22 protein-coding genes and 1 pseudogene are annotated in these 21,859 nt (G+C 52.9%); 14 read left to right on the forward strand and 9 right to left on the reverse strand.

Annotated elements, in window-relative coordinates; genetic code table 11:
• Nucleotides 1-203: 203 nt before the first annotated feature.
• From ACTBDZ_RS06275 to ACTBDZ_RS06285, 3 genes are all read right to left on the reverse strand, one after another.
• A complete protein-coding gene (locus ACTBDZ_RS06275; RefSeq protein ID WP_438814675.1) occupies nt 204-785 on the reverse strand; it encodes a Slp family lipoprotein in 582 nt (193 codons plus the stop codon).
• A 66-nt stretch (nt 786-851) separates the two neighbouring features.
• Nucleotides 852-1,553: a tRNA (adenosine(37)-N6)-threonylcarbamoyltransferase complex dimerization subunit type 1 TsaB gene (gene tsaB / locus ACTBDZ_RS06280; RefSeq protein WP_438814676.1), complete on the reverse strand. Its 702-nt coding sequence runs from the start codon at nt 1,551-1,553 to the stop codon at nt 852-854.
• A gap of 59 nt (nt 1,554-1,612) precedes the next feature.
• A complete protein-coding gene (locus tag ACTBDZ_RS06285; protein WP_438814677.1) occupies nt 1,613-3,550 on the reverse strand; it encodes an ATP-dependent DNA helicase in 1,938 nt (645 codons plus the stop codon).
• A gap of 238 nt (nt 3,551-3,788) precedes the next feature.
• Between ACTBDZ_RS06285 and ACTBDZ_RS06290 the strand changes: the two genes are divergently transcribed.
• Entirely contained in the window at nt 3,789-4,124 is a 336-nt protein-coding gene (locus tag ACTBDZ_RS06290; RefSeq protein ID WP_438814693.1) for a RidA family protein, read from the forward strand.
• Between the two features lie 40 nt (nt 4,125-4,164).
• Here the strand turns inward: ACTBDZ_RS06290 and ACTBDZ_RS06295 are convergent, their stop codons facing one another.
• Complete coding sequence (locus ACTBDZ_RS06295; RefSeq protein WP_438814678.1) at nt 4,165-4,344, reverse strand: YoaH family protein; 180 nt, start codon at nt 4,342-4,344, stop codon at nt 4,165-4,167.
• 124 nt (nt 4,345-4,468) lie between these two features.
• On the opposite strand from ACTBDZ_RS06295, the gene pabB reads away from it, so the two are divergent.
• The 3 genes from pabB to ACTBDZ_RS06310 all read left to right on the forward strand — a co-directional run bounded on the left by pabB (nt 4,469) and on the right by ACTBDZ_RS06310 (nt 8,065).
• A complete protein-coding gene (gene pabB / locus ACTBDZ_RS06300; protein WP_438814679.1) occupies nt 4,469-5,845 on the forward strand; it encodes an aminodeoxychorismate synthase component 1 in 1,377 nt (458 codons plus the stop codon).
• A complete protein-coding gene (locus ACTBDZ_RS06305; RefSeq protein ID WP_438814680.1) occupies nt 5,842-6,459 on the forward strand; it encodes a CoA pyrophosphatase in 618 nt (205 codons plus the stop codon). Before pabB ends, ACTBDZ_RS06305 begins: the two co-directional genes overlap by 4 nt.
• A gap of 241 nt (nt 6,460-6,700) precedes the next feature.
• Nucleotides 6,701-8,065, forward strand: coding sequence for an L-serine ammonia-lyase (locus ACTBDZ_RS06310; protein ID WP_438814681.1), 1,365 nt, complete (start codon nt 6,701-6,703; stop codon nt 8,063-8,065).
• Nucleotides 8,066-8,107: 42 nt separating this feature from the next.
• Here the strand turns inward: ACTBDZ_RS06310 and ACTBDZ_RS06315 are convergent, their stop codons facing one another.
• The gene (locus ACTBDZ_RS06315) at nt 8,108-9,694 is read right to left on the reverse strand and encodes a TerC family protein (protein WP_438814682.1); all 1,587 of its coding nucleotides are present in this window, start codon (nt 9,692-9,694) and stop codon (nt 8,108-8,110) included.
• Nucleotides 9,695-10,295: 601 nt separating this feature from the next.
• Here ACTBDZ_RS06315 and manX point away from each other — a divergent pair.
• The 5 genes from manX (at nt 10,296) to mntP (ending at nt 14,654) form a co-directional block, all read left to right on the forward strand.
• A complete protein-coding gene (gene manX / locus ACTBDZ_RS06320; protein ID WP_438814683.1) occupies nt 10,296-11,252 on the forward strand; it encodes a PTS mannose transporter subunit IIAB in 957 nt (318 codons plus the stop codon).
• Nucleotides 11,253-11,352: 100 nt separating this feature from the next.
• Nucleotides 11,353-12,153: a PTS mannose/fructose/sorbose transporter subunit IIC gene (locus ACTBDZ_RS06325; protein WP_438814684.1), complete on the forward strand. Its 801-nt coding sequence runs from the start codon at nt 11,353-11,355 to the stop codon at nt 12,151-12,153.
• 14 nt (nt 12,154-12,167) lie between these two features.
• Complete coding sequence (locus ACTBDZ_RS06330; RefSeq protein WP_438814685.1) at nt 12,168-13,010, forward strand: PTS mannose transporter subunit IID; 843 nt, start codon at nt 12,168-12,170, stop codon at nt 13,008-13,010.
• A 156-nt stretch (nt 13,011-13,166) separates the two neighbouring features.
• Nucleotides 13,167-13,616, forward strand: coding sequence for a DUF986 family protein (locus tag ACTBDZ_RS06335; protein ID WP_438814686.1), 450 nt, complete (start codon nt 13,167-13,169; stop codon nt 13,614-13,616).
• Between the two features lie 465 nt (nt 13,617-14,081).
• Entirely contained in the window at nt 14,082-14,654 is a 573-nt protein-coding gene (mntP, locus tag ACTBDZ_RS06340; protein WP_438814694.1) for a manganese efflux pump MntP, read from the forward strand.
• A 40-nt stretch (nt 14,655-14,694) separates the two neighbouring features.
• On the opposite strand, the gene rlmA is transcribed toward mntP, so the two are convergent.
• From rlmA to ACTBDZ_RS06355, 3 genes are all read right to left on the reverse strand, one after another.
• Nucleotides 14,695-15,510 (reverse strand): 23S rRNA (guanine(745)-N(1))-methyltransferase, encoded by an 816-nt coding sequence (rlmA, locus tag ACTBDZ_RS06345; RefSeq protein ID WP_438814687.1) that lies wholly within the window; start codon nt 15,508-15,510, stop codon nt 14,695-14,697.
• 108 nt (nt 15,511-15,618) lie between these two features.
• On the reverse strand, nt 15,619-15,828 hold the full coding sequence (gene cspE, locus ACTBDZ_RS06350) for a transcription antiterminator/RNA stability regulator CspE (protein WP_196907015.1): 210 nt from the start codon (nt 15,826-15,828) through the stop codon (nt 15,619-15,621).
• 62 nt (nt 15,829-15,890) lie between these two features.
• Entirely contained in the window at nt 15,891-15,986 is a 96-nt protein-coding gene (locus tag ACTBDZ_RS06355; RefSeq protein WP_415672168.1) for a DUF2627 domain-containing protein, read from the reverse strand.
• An 822-nt stretch (nt 15,987-16,808) separates the two neighbouring features.
• Between ACTBDZ_RS06355 and ACTBDZ_RS06360 the strand changes: the two genes are divergently transcribed.
• From ACTBDZ_RS06360 to ACTBDZ_RS06380, 5 genes and pseudogenes are all read left to right on the forward strand, one after another.
• Nucleotides 16,809-17,735, forward strand: coding sequence for a metal ABC transporter substrate-binding protein (locus tag ACTBDZ_RS06360; protein ID WP_438814688.1), 927 nt, complete (start codon nt 16,809-16,811; stop codon nt 17,733-17,735).
• Nucleotides 17,732-18,613 (forward strand): manganese/iron ABC transporter ATP-binding protein, encoded by an 882-nt coding sequence (locus ACTBDZ_RS06365; protein ID WP_438814689.1) that lies wholly within the window; start codon nt 17,732-17,734, stop codon nt 18,611-18,613. Before ACTBDZ_RS06360 ends, ACTBDZ_RS06365 begins: the two co-directional genes overlap by 4 nt.
• A 5-nt stretch (nt 18,614-18,618) precedes the next feature.
• Complete coding sequence (locus ACTBDZ_RS06370; protein WP_438814690.1) at nt 18,619-19,482, forward strand: metal ABC transporter permease; 864 nt, start codon at nt 18,619-18,621, stop codon at nt 19,480-19,482.
• Nucleotides 19,479-20,333, forward strand: coding sequence for a metal ABC transporter permease (locus ACTBDZ_RS06375; protein WP_438814691.1), 855 nt, complete (start codon nt 19,479-19,481; stop codon nt 20,331-20,333). Before ACTBDZ_RS06370 ends, ACTBDZ_RS06375 begins: the two co-directional genes overlap by 4 nt.
• A gap of 164 nt (nt 20,334-20,497) precedes the next feature.
• Nucleotides 20,498-21,358: pseudogene (locus ACTBDZ_RS06380) on the forward strand (fructosamine kinase family protein).
• 45 nt (nt 21,359-21,403) lie between these two features.
• Here ACTBDZ_RS06380 and ACTBDZ_RS06385 read toward each other — a convergent pair.
• On the reverse strand, nt 21,404-21,859 hold a 456-nt coding region (locus ACTBDZ_RS06385), incomplete at its 5' end, for a YniB family protein (RefSeq protein ID WP_438814692.1).

Below are 21,859 nucleotides of genomic sequence, written 5' to 3' on the forward strand. Positions count from 1 at the left end.
GTTCAGTATTGGTGACAGACCACCACAAGTATCCAACCTCAATTCTATTCACAAGACCATCGTTGATGTTCTCGGCGAGCGATACCGTCGAATTTATTCTTAAAGTAGGTGCGGAATGACGGGTTAATCATATGTATCAAAAAAATGAGGCGACCTGCGTCGCCTCGTTGTTCTGCGTTTTTCTAAGAGAGAAAAACCGTCATTTATTGCGTCACGATGGTCTCGATACGTTCCGGGCCCCAGTCATTGCCAAAGCCCCAACCCCGCCGGTAACGCCAATCCCACCCCCATGGATCGGCTGCGCCAGGCGGCAAGATGACCTGCTGCGTTTCATTCCAGCGTTGATAACCCGTCACATTGATCACCACAAAGCGATAAGGCCTACTGCCTATCTGACCTTGCTCCATCTCCGCGACCGAACCCACTACCGTCACCAGTCGCCCCTGAAAATCGAGGGGTTCAAGGAAGCCTTTGACGTTGGCAATAAATCGCCCTTCCGAAACGCTCTCCAACTGGGGCCGCGCCCAGCGATCCAGCGGTAGGCTGACAATCACCAGCCGGGTTTTGTCATTTTCGTTATGCACGGCCACAACGCGACCGCCGAGACGCGCCTCCTGGCCCAAGGCCATCTGCGGCATCAACGTGATTTGCGACAAACGGTCGTACGGTCTTTCTGAACTGCTCTGGATGGATTCAGGAATAGAGGAACAGCCTGCCAGCAACAGTGCCAGCGCCAGCGCCAGCGCCGCGAACGTCACCTGTTTTGACCAATAAGAAATCGCCATTATACTGATCCCTTTGCCATTACCTACTCATTAGAGTAGGCAGTAATGCAATAAGTTGCGCGGTTATCAGGCGCGACCGGGTAATTTTTTCCAGGTGACATTGTTGCGCAGATAACGCGGCAAGGCATCGGCGACGGCGACCGCGTTACCTGACTGCCACTGATGGCAGGCCAGCGGCAGCATATCCTGCGCCTGTGGCAGCAGCATATCGCCTGGCGTCAGAGCGATCTCCGCGTGGGCAGCCAGTGTCGGATACGCCTCCCACCCGGTTCCAACGGTCGCCCACTCACCGCGCAGCAATAGGGTACGCTCCAGCACCTGCTGTGGCGTCAGCACGGCTTCATGTTCGTCGCCCTGCCAGCTGCCGTCAACATCACGCTGATACTCTGCCCAATAGACCTCCCCCATGCGGGCGTCAATAGCCGCCAGCACGCGCGTTGCACCCGTGCGACGCCAGGCCCCTTGCGCCATCATCGCGAGCGTGGAGATACCCAGCATCGGTAAATCTGCGCCTAACGCCAGCCCCTGAGCAATACCAATACCGATTCGTACACCGGTAAAACTGCCGGGACCTTGGCCAAAGGCCAGCGCATCCAGACTGTTCAACGCCACACCGGTTTCAGCCAACACCTGTTGCACCATCGCCAACACGCGTTGGGTATGCTCACGGGGACATACTTCATACAGGGAGAAAATTTGACCATCATTCCAGAGTGCAACGGAACAGGCTTCCGTCGCAGTATCGAGCGCTAAAATTCGCGTAGACATGCCGACCTCAGGCAGGGAAACAAAATAACGCGGCGTAGCATAGCACACCGCGAATGGAATTACTCCGAGGCATCACACCGCCTCGTGCGGGAAAGAAAACGGATCGCTTGAGACAAATCGCGCGTGCGGGCAGCGGGCGGCAGGCTTTGCAGAAAGGTTTTGCCGTAAGGACGCATCACCAGACGGTTATCGCAGATAACGATAACGCCGCGATCGTCCACATCACGAATCAAACGCCCCACCCCTTGTTTCAGGGTGATGACCGCATCGGGCAGTTGTACCTCGTCAAACGGATCGCCGCCGCGCAGGCGGCAATCTTCGATACGCGCTTTCAGCAGCGGGTCATCTGGTGAGGTAAACGGCAGTTTATCGATAATCACACAAGAGAGCGCATCACCGCGCACATCCACCCCTTCCCAGAAGCTGCTGGTCGCCACCAGCAACGCATTCCCCGCAGAGACAAACTGCGCTAATAGTTGCGCCTTGCTGGTTTCGCCCTGAAGCAACACAGGCAATGTCAATGAGGCGCGGAACTCTGCGGCCAGATCGCGCATCATTTGGTGCGAGGTACACAGCATAAAGCAACGTCCGCGATTTGCCTCGATGAGTGGACGCAACTGAGTGGCCAGGCGTTGTGCCGCACCGCGTTGCTGCATCTCCGGCAGAAAACGTGGCACGCAAAGCAGCGTCTGCTGCGCATAATCAAACGGGCTCGGCAGCAGCATGGATTGGGCATGGTCCAATCCCAAACGCTCGGTAAAGTGTTCGACCCGGTCGTTGACTGACAGCGTCGCCGAGGTAAATATCCACGCGGCTTTCTTCTCTTGCATCAGCTCACAAAAACGGTCTGCCACGGAGAGTGGCGTCAGCGCCAGCACAAAGTGCCGCGCATTACATTCATACCAATAACTGTAGCCGGCCTGTTGCACATCCTGTAGCCGCTTGAGACGGGCACGATACAGGGTAGCGCGTTCAAAGGCGGCATCCAGCAGCGCCGAGCGCCCGAGCGAAAGTTTGGCAACGTCATAGCAGAGCTCAAGCGCATCATCGAGCAACAGCAGCGCGCGTTGCAGCGACGGCTGCGCCAGCACATCACGCAGGTTGCCGCGAAAACCGGGCTCCCCCAGTGCCAGCCGAAAATCCTGTGTGCTTTGCGATAAGCGATCGGCGGATTTTTGCAGTTGAGCCGCATCGCGCACTTCGGTGCGATACGCGATAATGATATCTTTCGCCAGATCGAGCAATTGACGACTCGTGAGTTGCTGACCAAAGTAGTGGCTGGCGATATCGGTGATCTGGTGCGCTTCATCGAAAATAACCACATCGCTATCCGGGATCAGCTCAGCAAATCCGCTCTCTTTGACCACCATATCAGCCAGATAGAGGTGATGGTTAACCACCACGACATCGGATTCCATCGCCTTACGCCGCGCTTTGACCACGAAGCATTCTTTATAATGCGGGCAATCGCTCCCCAGACAGTTGTCATTGGTGCTGGTGACTAGCGGCCACACCGCGCTATCCTCCGCCACGTCGGTGCAGGTACTGATGTCACCGTCCACCGTGGCCGATGACCATCCCCGCAAACGTACCAGTTCGCTCAACGCTTCACCGCTCAGATCACCACCAGCCAGTGATTGTTGCTCCAGCCGCTCGATACACAGATAGTTCGATCGGCCTTTGAGTAACGCGACCTGCCCGGTGTAACCCAAGGCGGTGGCGATGCGCGGCAAATCACGTGAAAAAAGCTGGTCCTGAAGGGCTTTCGAACCAGTGGAGACAATGACCTTGCGTTCGGAACGCAGCGCCGGAACCAGATAGGCATAGGTTTTGCCGGTCCCGGTGCCCGCTTCAACCACCAGCGCACGTTGTTCGACAATGGCACGCTCTACCGCAGCAGCCATATCGCGCTGAGGTTCACGCGGTTTAAAACCGTCAATGGCTCGCGCCAGGGTGCCTTCGGGAGAAAAATCGTCCTGTACGGAATGTTTTGTCACACACGCTCTCTATTTGTCACTGCCCAATTGCCACAACCAAAACCGGAAGGGATGCGGTGAAGCTATTGCCCAATTATGCCCTGTGTCTGTCCCGGCAGCCACCCTGCATCGCGATCGCATCGCCTCACCCCGCAGAATCATGGTAGGCTGCAAAACGATTTTTATCTTTTAGGATTGATACAGGGAGACATCCAATGACAGACATTATCAGAATTCAACCAGAAGCCCGCTGGTCTGAATCAGAATTCAACCAGAAGCCCGCTGGTCTGATGCCGTAATTCATAACGGCGCCCTTTACTACACCAGCGTGCCGGAGAACCTGGATGCCGATGCTCAGGCGCAAACCGAAAGCACCCTGGCACAGCTTGATGCCATCCTGAGTCAGAATGGTTCAGACAAAACGCGTCTGTTGGATGTGACGATTTTCCTTGCTGACGCAGCAGACTTTAGCGCCATGAATGCCGCCTGGGATGCCTGGGTGGTGGCAGGCCAGGCACCGGTACGCTGTACTGTAGAAGCGCGTCTGATGAACCCGAAATATAAAGTGGAAATCAAGGCCATCGCCGCGCTGTAGTGCATTCTGAAAGGCGTGCGCTAAGCGCCTGCGTTAGGGCTTATTCATCCTCGTCACTTTCATTAGAAGTGACAGCGTCACTTCTATGTTGCCGCCGTAAATCAGCGGCAACCAGTGCGATGGCCTCTCCGCTGCTCATACCTTGCGCCATCAGCGATTGAATACGTTCAACCGCATCTTGCTGCTGCGAGTGGGTTAAAGGGGGCATATCATTAAACATTCAGTCAGCTTCCTTATACGCCGTAAGCGAATTGTGCTAGGCTGACGCACTCGCGTGGCCTATAAACACGCATCATAACGCTAACGACGATATTAATCAGCACCTGCACGATGACATAACACCGATGGATTCTCGTTTACCTGATTTTCACAGACTGCCTTATCAGCCGGGTGCCCTGCTGCATCTGTTTGCCCGCTTTTCTTGTCAGCCATGGGCCATGCTGCTGCACTCCGGTTTTGCCGATCACCAGCACAACCGTTTCGATATCATGGTGGCCGACCCGGTAGCAACGTTAACCACTCAGGGTGATGAGACGCTCATCACGCGCGCGGACGGCGCAGAGCGATCCACGCAAGATCCCTTCTTGTTGGTGCGCCAGGCGATGACGCGAGCCGGAATCACCGCGCACACGCATCCCGATATGCCTTTTCAAGGCGGTGCGCTTGGCCTGTTTGGTTACGATCTCGGACGACGCGTCGAAACGCTGCCGTCACAGGCAAAGCAAGATATCCACCTGCCGGACATGGCGGTGGGCATCTACGACTGGGCGCTGATCGCCGACCACCAGCAGCAGACGCTTACGTTGGTGGCCTATGACAACCATGAGGCGCGGCTGGCCTGGTTATCCGCGCCGCCAGATGTGACTTCCCTTGGCGATTTCCAACTGACTACCCCGTGGCAGTCCAATATGACACGGGAAGAGTACGGCATCCGCTTCCAACACATTCAAGCCTATCTGCGCACGGGGGATTGCTATCAGGTCAACCTGGCACAGCGCTTCAGCGCAGGTTATCGCGGTGATGAATGGCAGGCTTTTCTCTCGCTCTCTGATGCCAATCGGGCCCCGTTTTCTGCGTTTATCCGCTTGCCGGAGCATTGCGTCATCAGCGTATCGCCAGAGCGTTTCTTGCAGTTACAAAACCAGCGCATTGAAACACGCCCCATCAAGGGGACGCTGCCGCGCGCTGCCGATCCACAGGAAGATGCGCGCCGCGCCATGGCGCTTGCTGCTTCGCAGAAAGATCGGGCAGAGAATTTAATGATTGTCGACCTGCTGCGTAATGATATTGGCCGCGTTGCCGTACCCGGCAGCGTGCGGGTGCCTGCGCTGTTTCACGTTGAGCCGTTTCCGGCGGTGCACCATCTGGTCAGCACCATTGAAGCAAGGCTACCGGAAAACAGTCATGCCACGGATTTGCTGCGCGCCTGTTTTCCCGGTGGATCCATCACCGGTGCGCCCAAAATTCGCGCCATGGAGATTATCGAAGAGCTGGAACCGCATCGCCGCAACGCCTATTGTGGCAGCATTGGCTATATCAGCGTCTGTGGAACCATGGATACCAGCATTACCATTCGCACACTGATTGCAGAACAGGGGCAGCTTCACTGCTGGGCGGGCGGTGGTATCGTGGCAGACAGCCAGGAACAGGCAGAATACCAGGAAACCCTGGATAAACTGGGCCGTATTCTTCCTCTACTAAACGCGGCGCACAGGTTATGAGTACAATAATTCAGCCAGTTACCTTTCCATTCCCCCCGCTGACTGACGATTTGTCGAACTTAGTCACGCGCTTTCAGTTGCAGCGTGCACCGCATACCAAACCGGTGCGCCAAGTGCGTAAAGCGGCTGTGCTGGTGCCGATTGTGTGCCACACCGATGCTCCGACGCTATTACTGACCCGGCGCGCCAGCACGCTGCGCAAGCATGCCGGGCAAGTTGCCTTCCCCGGAGGTGCCGCAGACAGTAGCGACGCCAGCCTGATCGCCACGGCATTGCGCGAAGCCCAAGAGGAAGTGTCTATTGCCCCTGAGGTCGTGACGGTGTTAGGCACCCTGCCGCCACTGGACAGTGTCAGCGGCTTTCAGGTCACGCCCGTGGTTGGGCTGTTACCGGCCAATATTCGCGTTGCGCCCAATGCGGATGAGGTGGCAGAACTGTTTGAAATGCCGTTGACCGATGCGTTTTCGCTGGCGCGCTATTATCCGCTGGATATTGAGCGACAGCGCCAAACGCACCGCGTTTATCTTTCCTGGTATCGGCAACAGTTTGTCTGGGGGCTGACTGCCGCCATCATTCGCCAGCTTGCGCTTCAAGTCTCCGCCTCAACCGACTGAAATGTAGCATTTTATTCTGATGATCCCCTGCGTGGACATTAACCACACATAAACAGGGGTATTTCTATTCACCTGATTATCCTTGTCAAACGCAAGTGTGATGCGGATCTGCTATAAGTTATCTTCACCTGGCGCATAAGATTTTTTCATGTGAAAAGCCCACTCCTGCCATATAAACCCCACTATAATAGCGCGATCCAAGGAGTATTATTCTAAATCTGCGCTTTTGAGGAGCTTTCGCGTGATAAGCGTTTTCGACATGTTCAAGATCGGTATTGGCCCTTCAAGCTCTCATACGGTTGGACCGATGAAAGCCGGTAAGCAATTTGTCGATGATTTGATTGAGCTGGGTAAACTTGGCGATGTTACCCGCATCGCCGTTGACGTCTATGGCTCGCTCTCCCTGACCGGGAAAGGACACCATACCGACATCGCCATCATTATGGGACTGGCGGGCAACATGCCCGATACCATCACCATCGATGCCATTCCGGGATTTATCCGCGACGTGGAACAGTGCGAACGCTTGCTGCTGGCAAACGGTCAGCATGAAGTGGATTTTCCGCTGCACGGCGGCATGAATTTTCGCAGTGAAAATCTCTCCCTGCACGAGAATGGCATGACAATCACCGCTTTTGGCGGCGACCTACCTCTGTATCGCAACACCTATTACTCCATCGGCGGTGGATTTATCGTTGATGAAGCCCACTTTGGACAAAGCAGCGCAGGTGTCGTTCAGGTGCCGTTTCCCTTCCACTCGGCAAAAGAGATGCTGGTGCACTGTAAACAGCACGGTCTGTCCCTTTCCGGGTTAGTGATGCGCAATGAGTTGGCGCTACACAGCCGGGATAAGATTGAGTGCTACTTCGCTAATGTATGGCAAACCATGCATGCCTGCATCGAGCGCGGTATCAATACCGAAGGGGTGTTGCCCGGCCCGCTGCGCGTGCCGCGTCGCGCCTCGGCGCTGCGTCGTATTCTGGGTGCCGCAGGCAAACACTCCAACGACCCGATGGACGTGGTCGATTGGGTTAACATGTTTGCCCTCGCCGTGAATGAAGAAAACGCCGCTGGCGGCCGCGTCGTAACCGCACCGACCAACGGTGCTTGCGGGATCGTTCCGGCGGTATTGGCTTATTACGATCATTTTATTGAGCCGATCACCACCGACATTGCCCTGCGTTACTTCCTCGCCGCCGGAGCGATTGGCATACTGTACAAGATGAATGCCTCGATCTCCGGGGCGGAAGTTGGCTGTCAGGGTGAAGTCGGCGTGGCCTGTTCCATGGCGGCAGCAGGCCTGGCGGAATTACTTGGTGCCAGTCCGGAGCAAGTGTGCGTTGCCGCTGAAATTGGTATGGAGCACAACCTCGGTCTCACTTGCGATCCTGTCGCAGGTCAGGTTCAGGTACCGTGCATTGAGCGCAATGCCATCGCCTCGGTGAAAGCCATCAATGCAACACGCATGGCCATGCGTCGCACCAGTGAACCGCGCGTATCGCTCGATAAAGTGATTGAAACCATGTACGAAACCGGCAAAGACATGAATGCCAAATACCGCGAAACCTCGCGTGGTGGTTTGGCCGTGAAAGTACAATGTGATTAACAGCGCGATTGGTTGAATGTCACGCCCAAAAAGCAAAACCCCTCAACTGAGGGGTTTTTTAGTGTGCGTTGCGAAGATTACTCTTCTTTCATCCGCATAAGGATCGGCCAAACGCGTCACCCGCACCAGTTCGATACGGTATTCCGATGCGGCCATGATCTCAAAGCGGAAGTGATGCAGTTCAATCACCTCGCCCACCTTGGGAATTTCATTGCTGTGTGCCAGCAACAACCCCGCCAACGACGCATATTCTTCTTTCGGATCGACCAGTTCATGGCTGTCCAGCACCTGTTGCAACGTGTGCAAATCGGTGCCGCCTTTCACCAACCAGCCGCCCTCTTCGACCACAATATCCGGCGTTTCATCTTCATCCGGGAATTCACCGGCAATCGCTTCCAGAATATCCAACGGCGTCACCAGCCCTTGTACCACACCAAACTCATTGGTGACGACAACCAGGCTGCCCTTGGCACGGCGCAGTACCGGTAACAGATTGATGGCATCCAGCGTATCAGGCACCACCAGCGGCGGTGTGGCAGCAGCAAAGCTCTCCACATCTACACCGTTATCCAGCGCCACCAGCAATTCTTTGGCACGCACCACACCGACCAACTCATCCAGAGAACCACGGCAAACCGGGAACAGGCTGTGCGGCGTATCCAGTAATTGCACGCGAATATCGTCAATCGAGCGTTCACTGTCCACCCAGGAGATCTCGGTACGCGGCGTCATCACACTGCGCAGCGAGCGCGATGCCAGCGTCAATACACCGCTGATCATGTAGCGTTCTTCTTCTGCGAAGGTTTCCATGGCGGGAGATGTCGGTTTGGCTTCTTCATCGTCCGTGGCTTTACGCGCGCCCATCAGACGCAGGATCGCTTCGGCAGTCCGCTCGCGCATCGGGCGACGCGACTGGTGCTTAATGAAATTGCGGCGCGCAATCTGGTTAAACAGCTCTATGAGAATCGAGAAACCGATCGCAGCGTACAGGTAACCTTTCGGAATATGAAAACCGAAACCTTCCGCCATCAAGCTCAAACCGATCATCAGCAAGAAGCTAAGGCAGAGTACCACCACCGTCGGGTGGGCATTGACGAAGTTCATGAGTGGCTTGGATGCCAGCAGCATCACCACCATCGCAATCACCACCGCCGTCATCATCACGCCGATATGGTTAACCATACCGACAGCCGTGATCACCGCATCCAGTGAGAAGACGGAATCCAGCACCACAATCTGTGCGACAACCGCCCAGAAGCTGGCGTGAACCTTGGGCCCGTTATGCTCATGCGGCCGATTTTCCAGCCGTTCATGCAGCTCCGTAGTGGCTTTGAATAGCAAAAATAGCCCCCCCGCCAGCAAGATCATATCGCGCGCGGAGAAACCGTAACCAGCGATAGTGATCAGTGGGTTGGTCAGTTTCACCATCCATGAAATCAGAGACAGCAGCCCCAAGCGCATCAAGAGCGCCAGCGAGAGGCCAATAACACGGGCCTTGTCGCGCTGCTTCGGCGGCAACTTATCCGCCAGAATGGCGATGAACACCAGGTTATCGATACCCAGAACGATTTCCAATACTACCAGCGTCAACAGGCCCGCCCAGATTGAGGGATCTAGCAAAAATTCCATGTCAGACTCCAGAAATGGTGCAAGCAGACAGCATCAACACCGTCGGTGTGATGTGGCGCAACATAGGGGAAACAGCAAGAGAAAAAATACCGCCCTGGCGGCTATCGATAAGTGGGTGACCCATCAGGTCAGCCCCAGAAACAGCACCGGCGCAGGCCGGCTGGGTAAGAAAGGATTGTCGGTGACGGTCCATATAGAGTGGGTCGAAACCCTGTGCTCCTAAGCAATTAAACAGGAAGCTACTCTAGCAGGTTGTTTCGAATTTTTACAAAAATTTCTTTGCTACCAAAAAACGCCAATGCACAACGTTTCTTAACATGCCCGTGATATTGTTCTCAATCACATAACAAACGACGTTTTAACCAGAAAATACGTGAGAAACGTCACACTATTTATTTTTTCAGTGGGTAAAATAAATCGGACATTACACCCATGATGGGGAGCCTGAATCGTTTCATAGCATATAACGCTACAGCGCATCCTTTTTATTCTTTTGTGATTCTTGAGTAAAAACTTGCGTTCATACTGATATCACTTCGGTTAATTGTCTTCCCCTTAACCGGATGCATTGAGTACCTTAAATAGAATGAGGAGGTAGCAAGTGAGTATTGCAATTATGTTGTGCACTCACGGATCCACCGCCGGGCCGCTGCTGAAAACAGCGGAAATGATTCTGGGTGAACAAAGTAACGTTGCCTGGATTGATTTCGTTCCCGGTGAAAATGCGGAAACGTTAATTGAGAAATATCAGGCTAAGCTCGAAACGTTGGATACGTCGCTTGGCGTGCTGTTTCTTGTTGATACCTGGGGCGGCAGCCCGTTCAATGCCGCCAGCCGTCTGGTCACGGATAAGGCCAACCATGACGTGATTGCCGGAGTGAATATCCCGATGCTGGCAGAAACGTTTATGGCGCGCGACGATAACCCTAGCTTCGAGGAGTTGATCGCCATCGCGCTTGAAGCGGGTCGCGCAGGCGTGAAAGCGCTGAAAGCCGCTGAACCGGCGCCTGCCGCCAAACCGGTGGCTAAAGCCGTTGCCCCCGCGCAGGTTGGCCCTGGTGGGCATATTATGAAGATTGGCCTCGCGCGTATTGATGACCGCTTGATTCACGGTCAGGTAGCAACCCGCTGGACCAAAGAGACCAATGTCAGCCGCATTATCGTCGTAAGTGACGAAGTTGCCGCCGATAACGTGCGCAAAACGCTGTTGACACAGGTTGCCCCTCCCGGTGTAACCGCCCACGTGGTAGACGTTGCCAAAGCGATCCGGGTGTATGAAAACCCGAAATACGCCAACGACCGCGTGATGCTGTTGTTCACCAATCCCACCGATGTGCAACGTCTGGTTGAGAATGGCGTTGAAATCACCTCCGTGAACATCGGCGGCATGGCGTATCGTCAAGGTAAAACCCAGGTGAATAACGCCGTCTCCATTGATGCCAAAGATATCGAAGCCTTCAAGGCGTTGGATGCGCGCGGCATTGAACTGGAAGTCAGAAAGGTCTCCACCGATTCTAAACTTAAAATGATGGATCTGATTGCCAAGGTGAATAGCTAACGACAACAGCATTGCCGCACTATGGCACGTTAATGCTGTGTCTCGACTATGTTTATTTTGACCATATTTACTCAGACAGTTTTCTCATAGGAGAAGTACAATGGAGATAACAACACTTCAACTTGTGCTGATATTTCTCGTCTCATGCGTCTCGGGGATGGGGTCTATTCTTGATGAATTCCAGTTTCACCGCCCTCTGGTCGCCTGTACGTTGATTGGTGCCGTGCTCGGTGATTTGCAAACCGGGATCATCATCGGTGGTACCCTGGAAATGATCGCGCTGGGATGGATGAATATCGGTGCTGCTGTAGCACCTGATGCTGCACTCGCGTCCATCATCTCTACCATTCTGGTTATCGCCGGTGATCAGGGCGTTGGAGCCGGTATTGCGCTGGCCATCCCGCTTGCCGCCGCAGGCCAAGTCTTGACCATTATCGTTCGTACCATCACCGTGGCCTTCCAACACGCCGCTGATAGCGCAGCGGAACGCGGTAATTTAAACGCCATCAGTTGGATTCACGTCTCCGCCCTGCTGTTGCAGGCAATGCGTATCGCCATTCCGGCACTGATTGTGGCCGTGTCCGTCGGTACAGAAGCCGTCCACACACTGCTGAACTCCATCCCTGAGGTGGTGACCAACGGGTTGAATATCGCAGGTGGTATGATCGTAGTGGTTGGTTATGCAATGGTTATCAACATGATGCGTGCTGACTACCTGATGCCGTTCTTCTATCTTGGCTTCGTAACTGCCGCCTTCACCCAGTTCAACCTGGTTGCGCTGGGGGTAATTGGTATCGTCATGGCGATCATGTACATCCAGTTAAGCCCGAAATACAACAAGGCGCAGGGGCAACCCGCCACCGCATCGGGCAACAACGATCTTGATAACGAACTGGACTAACAGGGGTGAGAGAAATGGTTGATTCAACGCAAGAGAAAAAACTGACGCCCAGCGATATCCGTGCGGTGTTTATTCGCTCCAACCTGTTTCAGGGATCGTGGAACTTCGAACGTATGCAGGCACTGGGATTCTGTTTTTCCATGGTGCCAGTCATTCGTCGTCTGTACCCGGAAAACTCGGAAGAGCGTAAACAGGCTATCAAACGTCATCTTGAGTTTTTTAACACGCAACCTTTCGTGGCCGCGCCAGTCCTGGGTGTCACCATGGCGATGGAAGAACAGCGTGCAAACGGCGCTCCGATTGATGACGGCGCGATCAACGGCCTGAAAGTCGGTCTGATGGGACCGTTGGCCGGTGTCGGCGACCCGATTTTCTGGGGAACCGCCCGTCCGGTATTTGCCGCATTGGGTGCGGGTATTGCCATGAGTGGCAGCCTGCTCGGCCCCATTTTGTTCTTCGTGCTGTTTAACCTGGTACGTTTGCTAGTGCGCTACTACGGCGTGGCTTACGGTTACCGTAAAGGTATTGATATCGTCAGTGACATGGGTGGCGGCTTCCTGCAAAAGATGACCGAGGGGGCATCTATCCTCGGCCTGTTTGTCATGGGGGCGTTAGTTAACAAGTGGACCCATGTAAACATCCCCATGGTGGTTTCGCGCGTCACCAATCAGAACGGTGAAACGACGGTCACCACGGTGCAATCGATCCTCGATCAGTTGATGCCTGGGTTGGTGCCGCTGCTGCTGACGTTCGGCTGTATGTGGTTGTTACGGAGTAAAGTGAATGCACTGTGGTTGATTATCGGCTTCTTTGCTATTGGTATCTTTGGCTACTGGATTGGGCTGCTGGGCGTTTAACACCGACAGCACTCAGCAACGGCGATGGGCGGTGCCTGCACCGCTCATCGTCAGCGAGCCTGTGATAAACTACCGGACGCGCCGTGACTCACGCCGCGTCCTTTATTTTTCGCCCTATAACGCGTTTAGCTCAACGCAAAGACTCAGGAGCATACTATGTCAACAACGGATATTGTGCTGATCGTCGTTATTGCGCTTATGTTGGCGTATGCCATTTTTGATGAATTTATCCAACCACTGCGTCAGGGAGGTACCCTGTTGCGGGTGCCGTTGCGTCGCACCAATCGGCTGGATACGCTAATTTTCGTCAGTCTTATCGGCATTCTTATCTATCATAACATCATTCATAACGGTACGGTATTAACTACCACGTTATTAATATCTCTGGTGGCAATGTCCATATATCTCTCTTATATTCGCCGCCCAAAATTATTATTCAAGGATACCGGTTTTATCTATGCCAACATTTTTATTCCTTATACCCGTATTCGTAACATGAATTTATCCGAAGACGGCGTACTTGTGGTCGACTTGGAAAAACACCGTTTACTGATCAACGTGCAACAATTAGATGACCTTGAAAAAATATATAAATTTATGGTTTAAAATCAATAATATAAACAAATCGTTTTTTGATATATCCAGTTCATTCCCTAAGTTCCCACACGATGACTGGTTATATTTAACCCTGTTAACACTATTATTATTTTGTGAACTCAACACCCTACATGATAATGAAAATAATTATCAATTACATTTGAGGCGATAATAAAGAAATCCCTGCTTTTTATCGGTTGTTTCACGCGTAAATATTATGGTAAGGTTGCGCCGTCATTTGGGGAGTAGCCAATTTCTGAATATCAGTTTCAGAAATGCCCGTATCAACATACTCGTTTTATACCGAAAGATTGCCAATACCTCCGTCATGCAGAAGCGGATATACGACAGCAGGTATAGTAAAAACGTGGTACGGGCGGCAGTGATGCAGGCGAGACCATAGACACATGTCCCCTATTTAGGTTGGGAAGGCGACATGTGGATATGGAGAACCGCCCAGCCGAGGCTATTGCTATGAATCTTTCTGCTACGCTTATTCTTGCTTTTGGCATGTCCATGGATGCCTTTGCGGCTTCCATCGGTAAAGGTGCCGTCCTGCACAAACCACGCTTTCGCGACGCGATTCGCACCGGATTAATCTTTGGGCTGATCGAAGCCATTACCCCCCTTATCGGTTGGGCGCTGGGTTTCTTCGCCAGCCAATATATCATTGAGTGGGATCATTGGGTGGCTTTCACGCTGTTGGTCATCCTCGGTGGGCGCATGATTATGCAAGGCATAAGCAGCGCGCATAACGAGGACGATGAACCGGTGCGCCGCCATACGCTGTTTGCCCTGATTTGTACCGCCATCGCCACCAGTCTCGATGCCATGGCCATCGGCGTAGGTCTGGCCTTCTTGCAGGTCAATATCTTCCATACCGCGATGGTTATCGGCTGCGCCACCATGGTTATGGTGACATTAGGTATGATGATTGGCCGCTACATCGGTCCGCTGATGGGGAAAAAGGCTGAAATCTTTGGCGGTGTGGTGTTGATTGGTATTAGCAGCAATATTCTCTACGAACACTTGTTCAGCGTTGCCTGATTAGCGCACGTTAATAAAAAGGGAGCCTGCGCTCCCTTTTTTAATGCGACTCAACATCTCTCTGATGAAAGCGGATAATGAAATCCGTCTCACACGCAAAGCGCTCGGTATCCAACAGTTGCTGTTTAACCGCTTGCGACGCGCGCCAGGCAAAGGGCGTCATTTGCAACAATGCCGCTGCCTCATCACCGCCCAAGGACATTTCATACGCCAGCGAGTGCTCTGCTTGCAGCGTAAAACCCGGCAGCACCTCTGCTTTTATCGGGTGCAGCATGACAGCATCATAGACCTGGGCCTTAAGCTGGTACAAATGACGCGGACCGGGAGAAACGGTGATCACCCACCCCTGCGCTTTTACGGTTCTCGCCAACTCTTCCCCGTCACGGGGCGCATAAATTTTCAGTATTCCATCCAGCGTCGCATCCCCGAACGGTAAACGTCGGCTTGAGGCAACGCAAAATTCAACCGCCGTATAGCGTTTTGCGGCCCGCTGAATAGCGGCCTTAGAGATATCCAGGCCGAAAATCTGAACTGCCGGTAACGCGTCCGCCAAAGCCCCGGTGTAATACCCTTCACCACAGCCAATATCCAGCAGTGCCTGCGCCTGCGATGCGAGCACGCGATGGATGTGTTGCAATAGCGCAGCCTGTAACGGCTGATAATGACCTGCATCCAGAAAAAGGCGACGGGCACGCATCATCTCTGCGTTGTCACCGGGCATTTTGGAGCGCTTAAATTGCACCGGTAAAAGATTGACGTAGCCTTCTCTGGCGCGATCGAAATGATGCGTGCCGCATGACCATTGGCGATCGTTAGCCTGTAATGGCTGATGGCAGAGCGGGCATTGATAAAACATGGACATATTTTCCTACAGAGCGATAAAAACACGTGCAGATAGGCGGCAATGAGAAAGGCAGACAACAAAAAACCCGCACCATGGCGGGTTTTGCACCGGAAACGGTAATTACAGCGCGGTTACGTTAACAGCAGAAGGACCTTTCTGGCCGTCTTGAATTTCGAACTCTACGCTCTGGCCTTCAGCCAGCGTTTTAAAACCGGTACCTTGGATTGCAGAGAAGTGAACAAACACGTCTTTGCTGCCGTCAGCAGGCGTAATGAAACCAAAACCTTTGGACTCATTGAACCACTTAACCTGACCTTTAATCTTTGCCATTTTACACATTTCCTTTAATTGTTTAAACCGCCCAAAGGCGTTATACAGACAAACCAAAGTCGTTACTGCTTTGAGGCACCAAGATAAGGATCGGCAGAGAAGTAGTGCGCAACGCTAACGGTTGTATCATTAACTTCCTTACTGAAAATGCCACTCATATACAGAACTGTACCTCGTTTCACCCAGATGCGTTATTACACACTCTGAAAACGATGGCAAGCCATTTTTCTTCAGTCGCAGAGGTGCCGCACAAAATAAGACTTCATCTCCGGTAACAGCAGCATAAAACACGCCATTGGCATCATAAACAGCTCGCGCATAACCAACTGAATATTCGTTATTTTATTTATTAACCCGTAAAATGTAACTCGTTAGGAATCCTTGCTACCGTTAAGGCGCGTTTACCATAGCAAAATGTTATAAATTTAGAACTTATTTACGATAAGAAAATAAAAGAAGTGGTTTCTTATTATTATGCTACCGGGAGGAAAATGCATCCTATGACACAGGTTCCTCCCGCCAGGATCCATTAATACCCTTGAACCATTATGCCAACTAATAACGCCAGTACTACCAAGAGAATGATACTGGCCATCTTCCAGCGCCTTTCTGATTTTGCTCCGATTGCGAATACCCTCCCAACATCGCATACTTCCATTGCACACCTTTTGGTATATCGGCCGATCAACAATTTTTTTTATGCATGTTGTGCCGCCAGACAGCATTTAGCGTCCAACGAAAAAACACCAAAAACACAACAGCAACAGTTAGACTTCATTCGTTACGTTAAGTAATATTTATTAACCAGAATCACGATTTTACAACAAGGCAACGTTCAGGATATGCAAGGATCGCGCAAAAGCACACGGCAGTGGATAAACACAGGGTATCAGCGTCGCAATTATCGCAAGAGACGCTTGACTTAAATGCGATTGAGAATTATTTTCATCCGATAATTAACCATCGCGACTTGTAATGATATGTCTATGCGTTTCTTTCAGGCCTTCACCCCTTCTCGAATTGTAAATCTTACCCTGCCTCTGGCGCTCTTCGCCGCATTCATTCTCGCTTCACCCGCGAATGCCAAAGACAAACTCAAGGTGGTAACCACCTTTACCATTATTCAGGATATCGCGCAGAACATCGCGGGAGAGGCGGCTATCGTTGAATCGATCACCAAGCCGGGCGCAGAGATCCATGACTACCAACCCACACCGCGGGATATCGTTAAGGCACAGTCCGCAGATCTTATCTTGTGGAACGGTTTGAATCTGGAGCGCTGGTTTAGTCGCTTCTTTGAAAATATTAAAGATGTCCCGGCGGTTACGGTGACGGAAGGGATAACACCACTGCCTATCCGTGAAGGGACCTATAACGGCAACCCGAACCCACATGCTTGGATGTCACCCAGCAACGCCTTAATTTATATCGAGAACATCCGTAAGGGGCTGGTGCAATACGATCCGGATAACGCGGAGATCTATAACCGTAATGCTAAAGCCTATGCGGAAAAAATCACCGCACTGGATGCCCCCCTGCGTGAACGTTTGGCGAGGATTCCAGAAGCACAGCGGTGGCTCGTCACCAGCGAAGGGGCCTTTAGCTACCTCACCACCGATTATCAATTCAACGAAGTCTATCTGTGGCCGATCAATGCTGATGAGCAGGGTTCCCCCCAGCAAGTGCGCCGCGTGATCGATACCGTGCGTGAAAAACACATCCCGGTGGTGTTTAGTGAAAGCACCATTTCTGATAAACCGGCTAAGCAGGTCAGTAAAGAAACAGGCGCGAAATATGGCGGCGTGTTGTATGTTGACTCATTGTCTAATGAAAAGGGTCCGGTTCCCACCTATCTGGATCTGCTGCAAACCACGGTGAACACCATCGCCGAAGGATTCAATCAATGAGTCGTACACCTGAATTAGCCCTCACCGTCGACGATGTCTCTGTGACGTACAGCAATGGCCATCAGGCGATTCGAAACGCGTCATTTTCACTGGGCGGCGGCACGATCTGCGCTCTGGTCGGGGCCAACGGCAGCGGTAAATCCACCTTATTCAAGAGCATCATGGGGCTGGTGAAGCCCTCTTCGGGCCAGGTCCGTCTTAACGGTGAAGCTATCAGTGAGGCGTTGAAAAAAAATCTCATCGCTTATGTGCCGCAAACTGAAGAGGTTGACTGGAATTTTCCCGTGCTGGTTTCCGACGTGGTGATGATGGGGCGCTACGGCAAAATGAACTTTTTGCGCATCCCGCGCCAGCAAGATCGTGACGTGATAAACGATGCCATGGCCCGTGTCGGCATGAGTGCGCTGAGTCAACGCCAAATCGGTGAACTCTCCGGCGGTCAAAAAAAGCGGGTTTTCCTGGCGCGCGCGCTGGCGCAACAAGGGTGTGTGCTGCTGTTGGATGAACCCTTTACGGGCGTTGATGTGAAAACCGAAAACGCCATTATCGATCTGCTGCGCACCCTGAGCGATGAGGGACATTTGATTTTGGTGGCAACCCACAACCTCGGCAACGTACCTGAATTTTGCGACAGCGTGATTCTGGTCAACCGCACCGTGCTGGCGGCCGGCCCCACTGCGACCACCTTCACCCAGAGTAATCTGGAGAAAACCTTTGGTGGCGTACTGCGCCATATTAATCTCGGTGGCGAGCACCTACACGACGACGACGACGCCCGAACCGTCACCGTATTGACCGATGACGAACGCCCTGCCGTCTTCTATGGTTCAACCCCCAGCGACACACCGGCATTCCGCTCCCAGCCAGAGGATAACTAACGTAGATGTTTGAACTTTTGTTGCAACCGTTCCATTACAACTACATGGTGAAGGCGATTTGGGTGAGTGCCATCGTGGGCGGTGTCTGTGCCTTTCTTTCCGCTTACCTGATGCTCAAAGGCTGGTCACTGATGGGCGATGCCCTCTCCCACTCAGTGGTGCCCGGCGTCGCGGGAGCCTACGCACTGGGGTTGCCCTATGCGGCAGGTGCTTTTTTTACCGGGATGCTGGCCGCCTTGGCAATGACGCTTATCCGTCACATCACACGTTTGCGTGAAGATGCCATTATCGGCTTTATCTTTTCCACTTTTTTTGCCGCTGGGTTGCTCATCATCTCCCTTAACCCCACCTCGGTTAACGTGCAGTCGATTATTTTTGGCAATATCCTCGGCATTGCCGATGAGGACGTGCTTCAGGTCGAAATTATCATCGGCATCACCTTCATTATCATGTGCGTGCTGTGGAAAGATCTGCTGGCGGTGTTTTTTGATGAGAACCACGCCCGTTCCATTGGTTTATCGCCACTGAAACTCAAAATCCTGTTTTTTACCCTGCTCAGCGCTTGCACTGTCGCCGCGCTGCAAACCGTAGGCGCCATTTTGGTGATTGCTATGGTGATCACGCCGGGGGCTACCGCTTACCTGTTAACCGACCGCTTTGGCAGGCTGATTGTGATTGCCATTGGACTCGGTGCCATCAGCAGCGCGTTAGGTGCCTATCTCAGTTTTTATCTTGATGGCGCAACGGGCGGAGTGATTGTCACGTTGCAAACTCTGATTTTCCTGCTGGCGTTTCTGTTTGCCCCGAAACATGGCTTGCTGGCAACACGGCGCGCGCGTCACCGTGCGACAGAAGGAGATCTGTCATGAGCCCGCTGTTTGATTGGATTCTGGAGCCGCTTGCCTATCCGTTCATGCAACGCGCACTGCTGGCCGCCGTCGTCACGGGCGTTGTGTGTGCGGTGCTCTCCTGCTATCTGGTGCTTAAAGGCTGGTCCTTAATGGGGGATGCCATCTCCCATGCCGTACTACCCGGCATTGTTGTGGCATTTTTGCTCGGAATTCCCTTTGCGGTGGGCGCATTTGCTTCTGGTGTGCTGTGCGCGCTTGCCACCGGTTATCTGAAAGAGCATAGCCGTGTCAAAGAAGATACCGTGATGGGTATCGTTTTCTCTGGCATGTTCGCCCTCGGGCTGGTCATGTTTGCTCGGGTAGATTCCGACCAACATCTGTCGCATATTCTTTTTGGTAATGTGTTAGGGATCACCGCACAGGAGTTGACGCAAATACTGCTGATTGCCGGTGTTACGCTGGTGATTGTCATGCTCAAGCGCCGTGACCTGATGCTGTATTGTTTTGATCCGCACCATGCCCGCGTGATTGGCCTGCCGGTCAAATGGCTCCACTACGGCCTGCTTTGCCTGCTGGCGATGACGATCGTTGCCTCGCTGCAAGCCGTTGGGGTGATTTTGGTCATCGCCATGCTTATCGCCCCCGGTATCGTCGCGTTTATGGTGTGTAAAACCTTCGACGGTATGCTGATCGTCGCCACCTGCATGTCGGTGTTTTCCTGCGTTACCGGTACTCTGATCAGTTTTTATCTGGATGGTGCCACGGGGCCCTGTATTGTGTTGGTGCAAGCGTTGTTCTTCGCCCTTGCCTTGACCATTCATCAGGTTCGTACCCGACGTCAGCGTACCGCGCAGGCTGCGTTGTCTTAAGACGATAGCGCGTTTTTTAGCCCGCTACTGACGATTCAGGCTATACTGCTCTAGGTTTCAGACACAGCGGCGATTGCCCATGCTGTGCGACAGCTTCAGGTTTACTGATAAGGAATACGCTAAGGTAACAATCTCTACGTAACATCATCAACGGGGGTGGCGCTATGTGGCAAGCAATCGGCAAGCTATTGGATGAACATCTTGGAACCGCTGATATCTTCGAGTACCAGGCGTGTGAAGCTGGCGAGATGCACACCGTCTGGCAGGTCAAATACGGGGAGTATGATGTTTTCGTAAAGAGCGATATCCGTGAGATGTTGCCCAAATTCACCGCTGAAGCCGATCAGCTTGCGCTGCTGGCACGCAGTCGTACTGTGCGTGTTCCTGCTGTGTATGGCGTCGGCAGTTCACGGGACCACAGCTTTCTGCTGATGGAATACCTCGCCCCCAAACCGCTGGATGCTCACAGTACTTGGTGCCTCGGAGAGCAACTGGCACATCTGCATCAGTGGAGCGACCAGCCTCAGTTTGGTCTGGATTTTGACAATGACCTCTCAACCACGCTACAGCCTAATAGCTGGCAGCAGCGTTGGGCCACGTTCTTTGCCGAACAGCGCATTGGCTAGCAGTTACAGTTGGCTGCCGAAAAAGGGATGTACTTCGGTGATATTGATTCGTTGATTAGGCAGGTGGAATCGCGACTGGCCGGACATCAACCGCAACCCTCGCTGCTGCACGGAGGCCTTTGGCCCGATAACTGCGCCAGTTATCACGATGGCAGTTTCCTGTTCGATCCCGCTAGCTATTGGGGAGACAGAGAGTGTGATTTGGCGATGTTACCCCTCACCCCCTCGCTGCCGCCGCAAATCTATGACGGTTATCAAAACGTCTGGCCGCTGGATAAAGGCTTTATCGAACGCCAGCCGCTCTATCAAATCTATTATCTGCTCAATCGGGCAAATCTGTTTGGCGGGCAGCACATTATTGCGGCGCAACACGCTATTGAGCAGCAGTTGACCACTTGAATCACGCCGCCCTTGCGCATGATGGCGGAAGGGCAGCGACAGCTGTCACACCGGAACACCCAGCAGGCGCAAAACCAGGTAACCGGCAAAGGCGGTAATGATCGGCATAATATAAAGTGGGAAATATTGCAGAAATATGGTGTGGTGTGGCACTTCTGCCCGTGACGCTAGTTCTTCACGGGTTCGTCCCTCACTCCCTTTCATTTTCTCCAAAATCACCTGATCCTCAATGCCCTCACGCACCGCCCGCGCCTGCCGCGACATGCGCGCGCCGCTCACTTGCAGCTCCAGTCCGACAAAAATCAGCAGATAGATAATCCAGAACATGATACTGGCCGCGGCAAAGGGCCGGGAGAAATCTGGCATCGGCGAGTTGTACCCGTCATTCCGCACCTGATTTTTCTTTTTTCGGGACTTGACGGTATTCTGAAGTTCTGAATTTATTACTGCTTTTTGCAGACCAATCAGCATGAGTACTCCCCACGTTACCATCCGTAACCT

This window comes from Symbiopectobacterium sp. (assembly GCF_051710365.1).
Taxonomy (GTDB): Bacteria; Pseudomonadota; Gammaproteobacteria; order Enterobacterales; family Enterobacteriaceae; genus Symbiopectobacterium.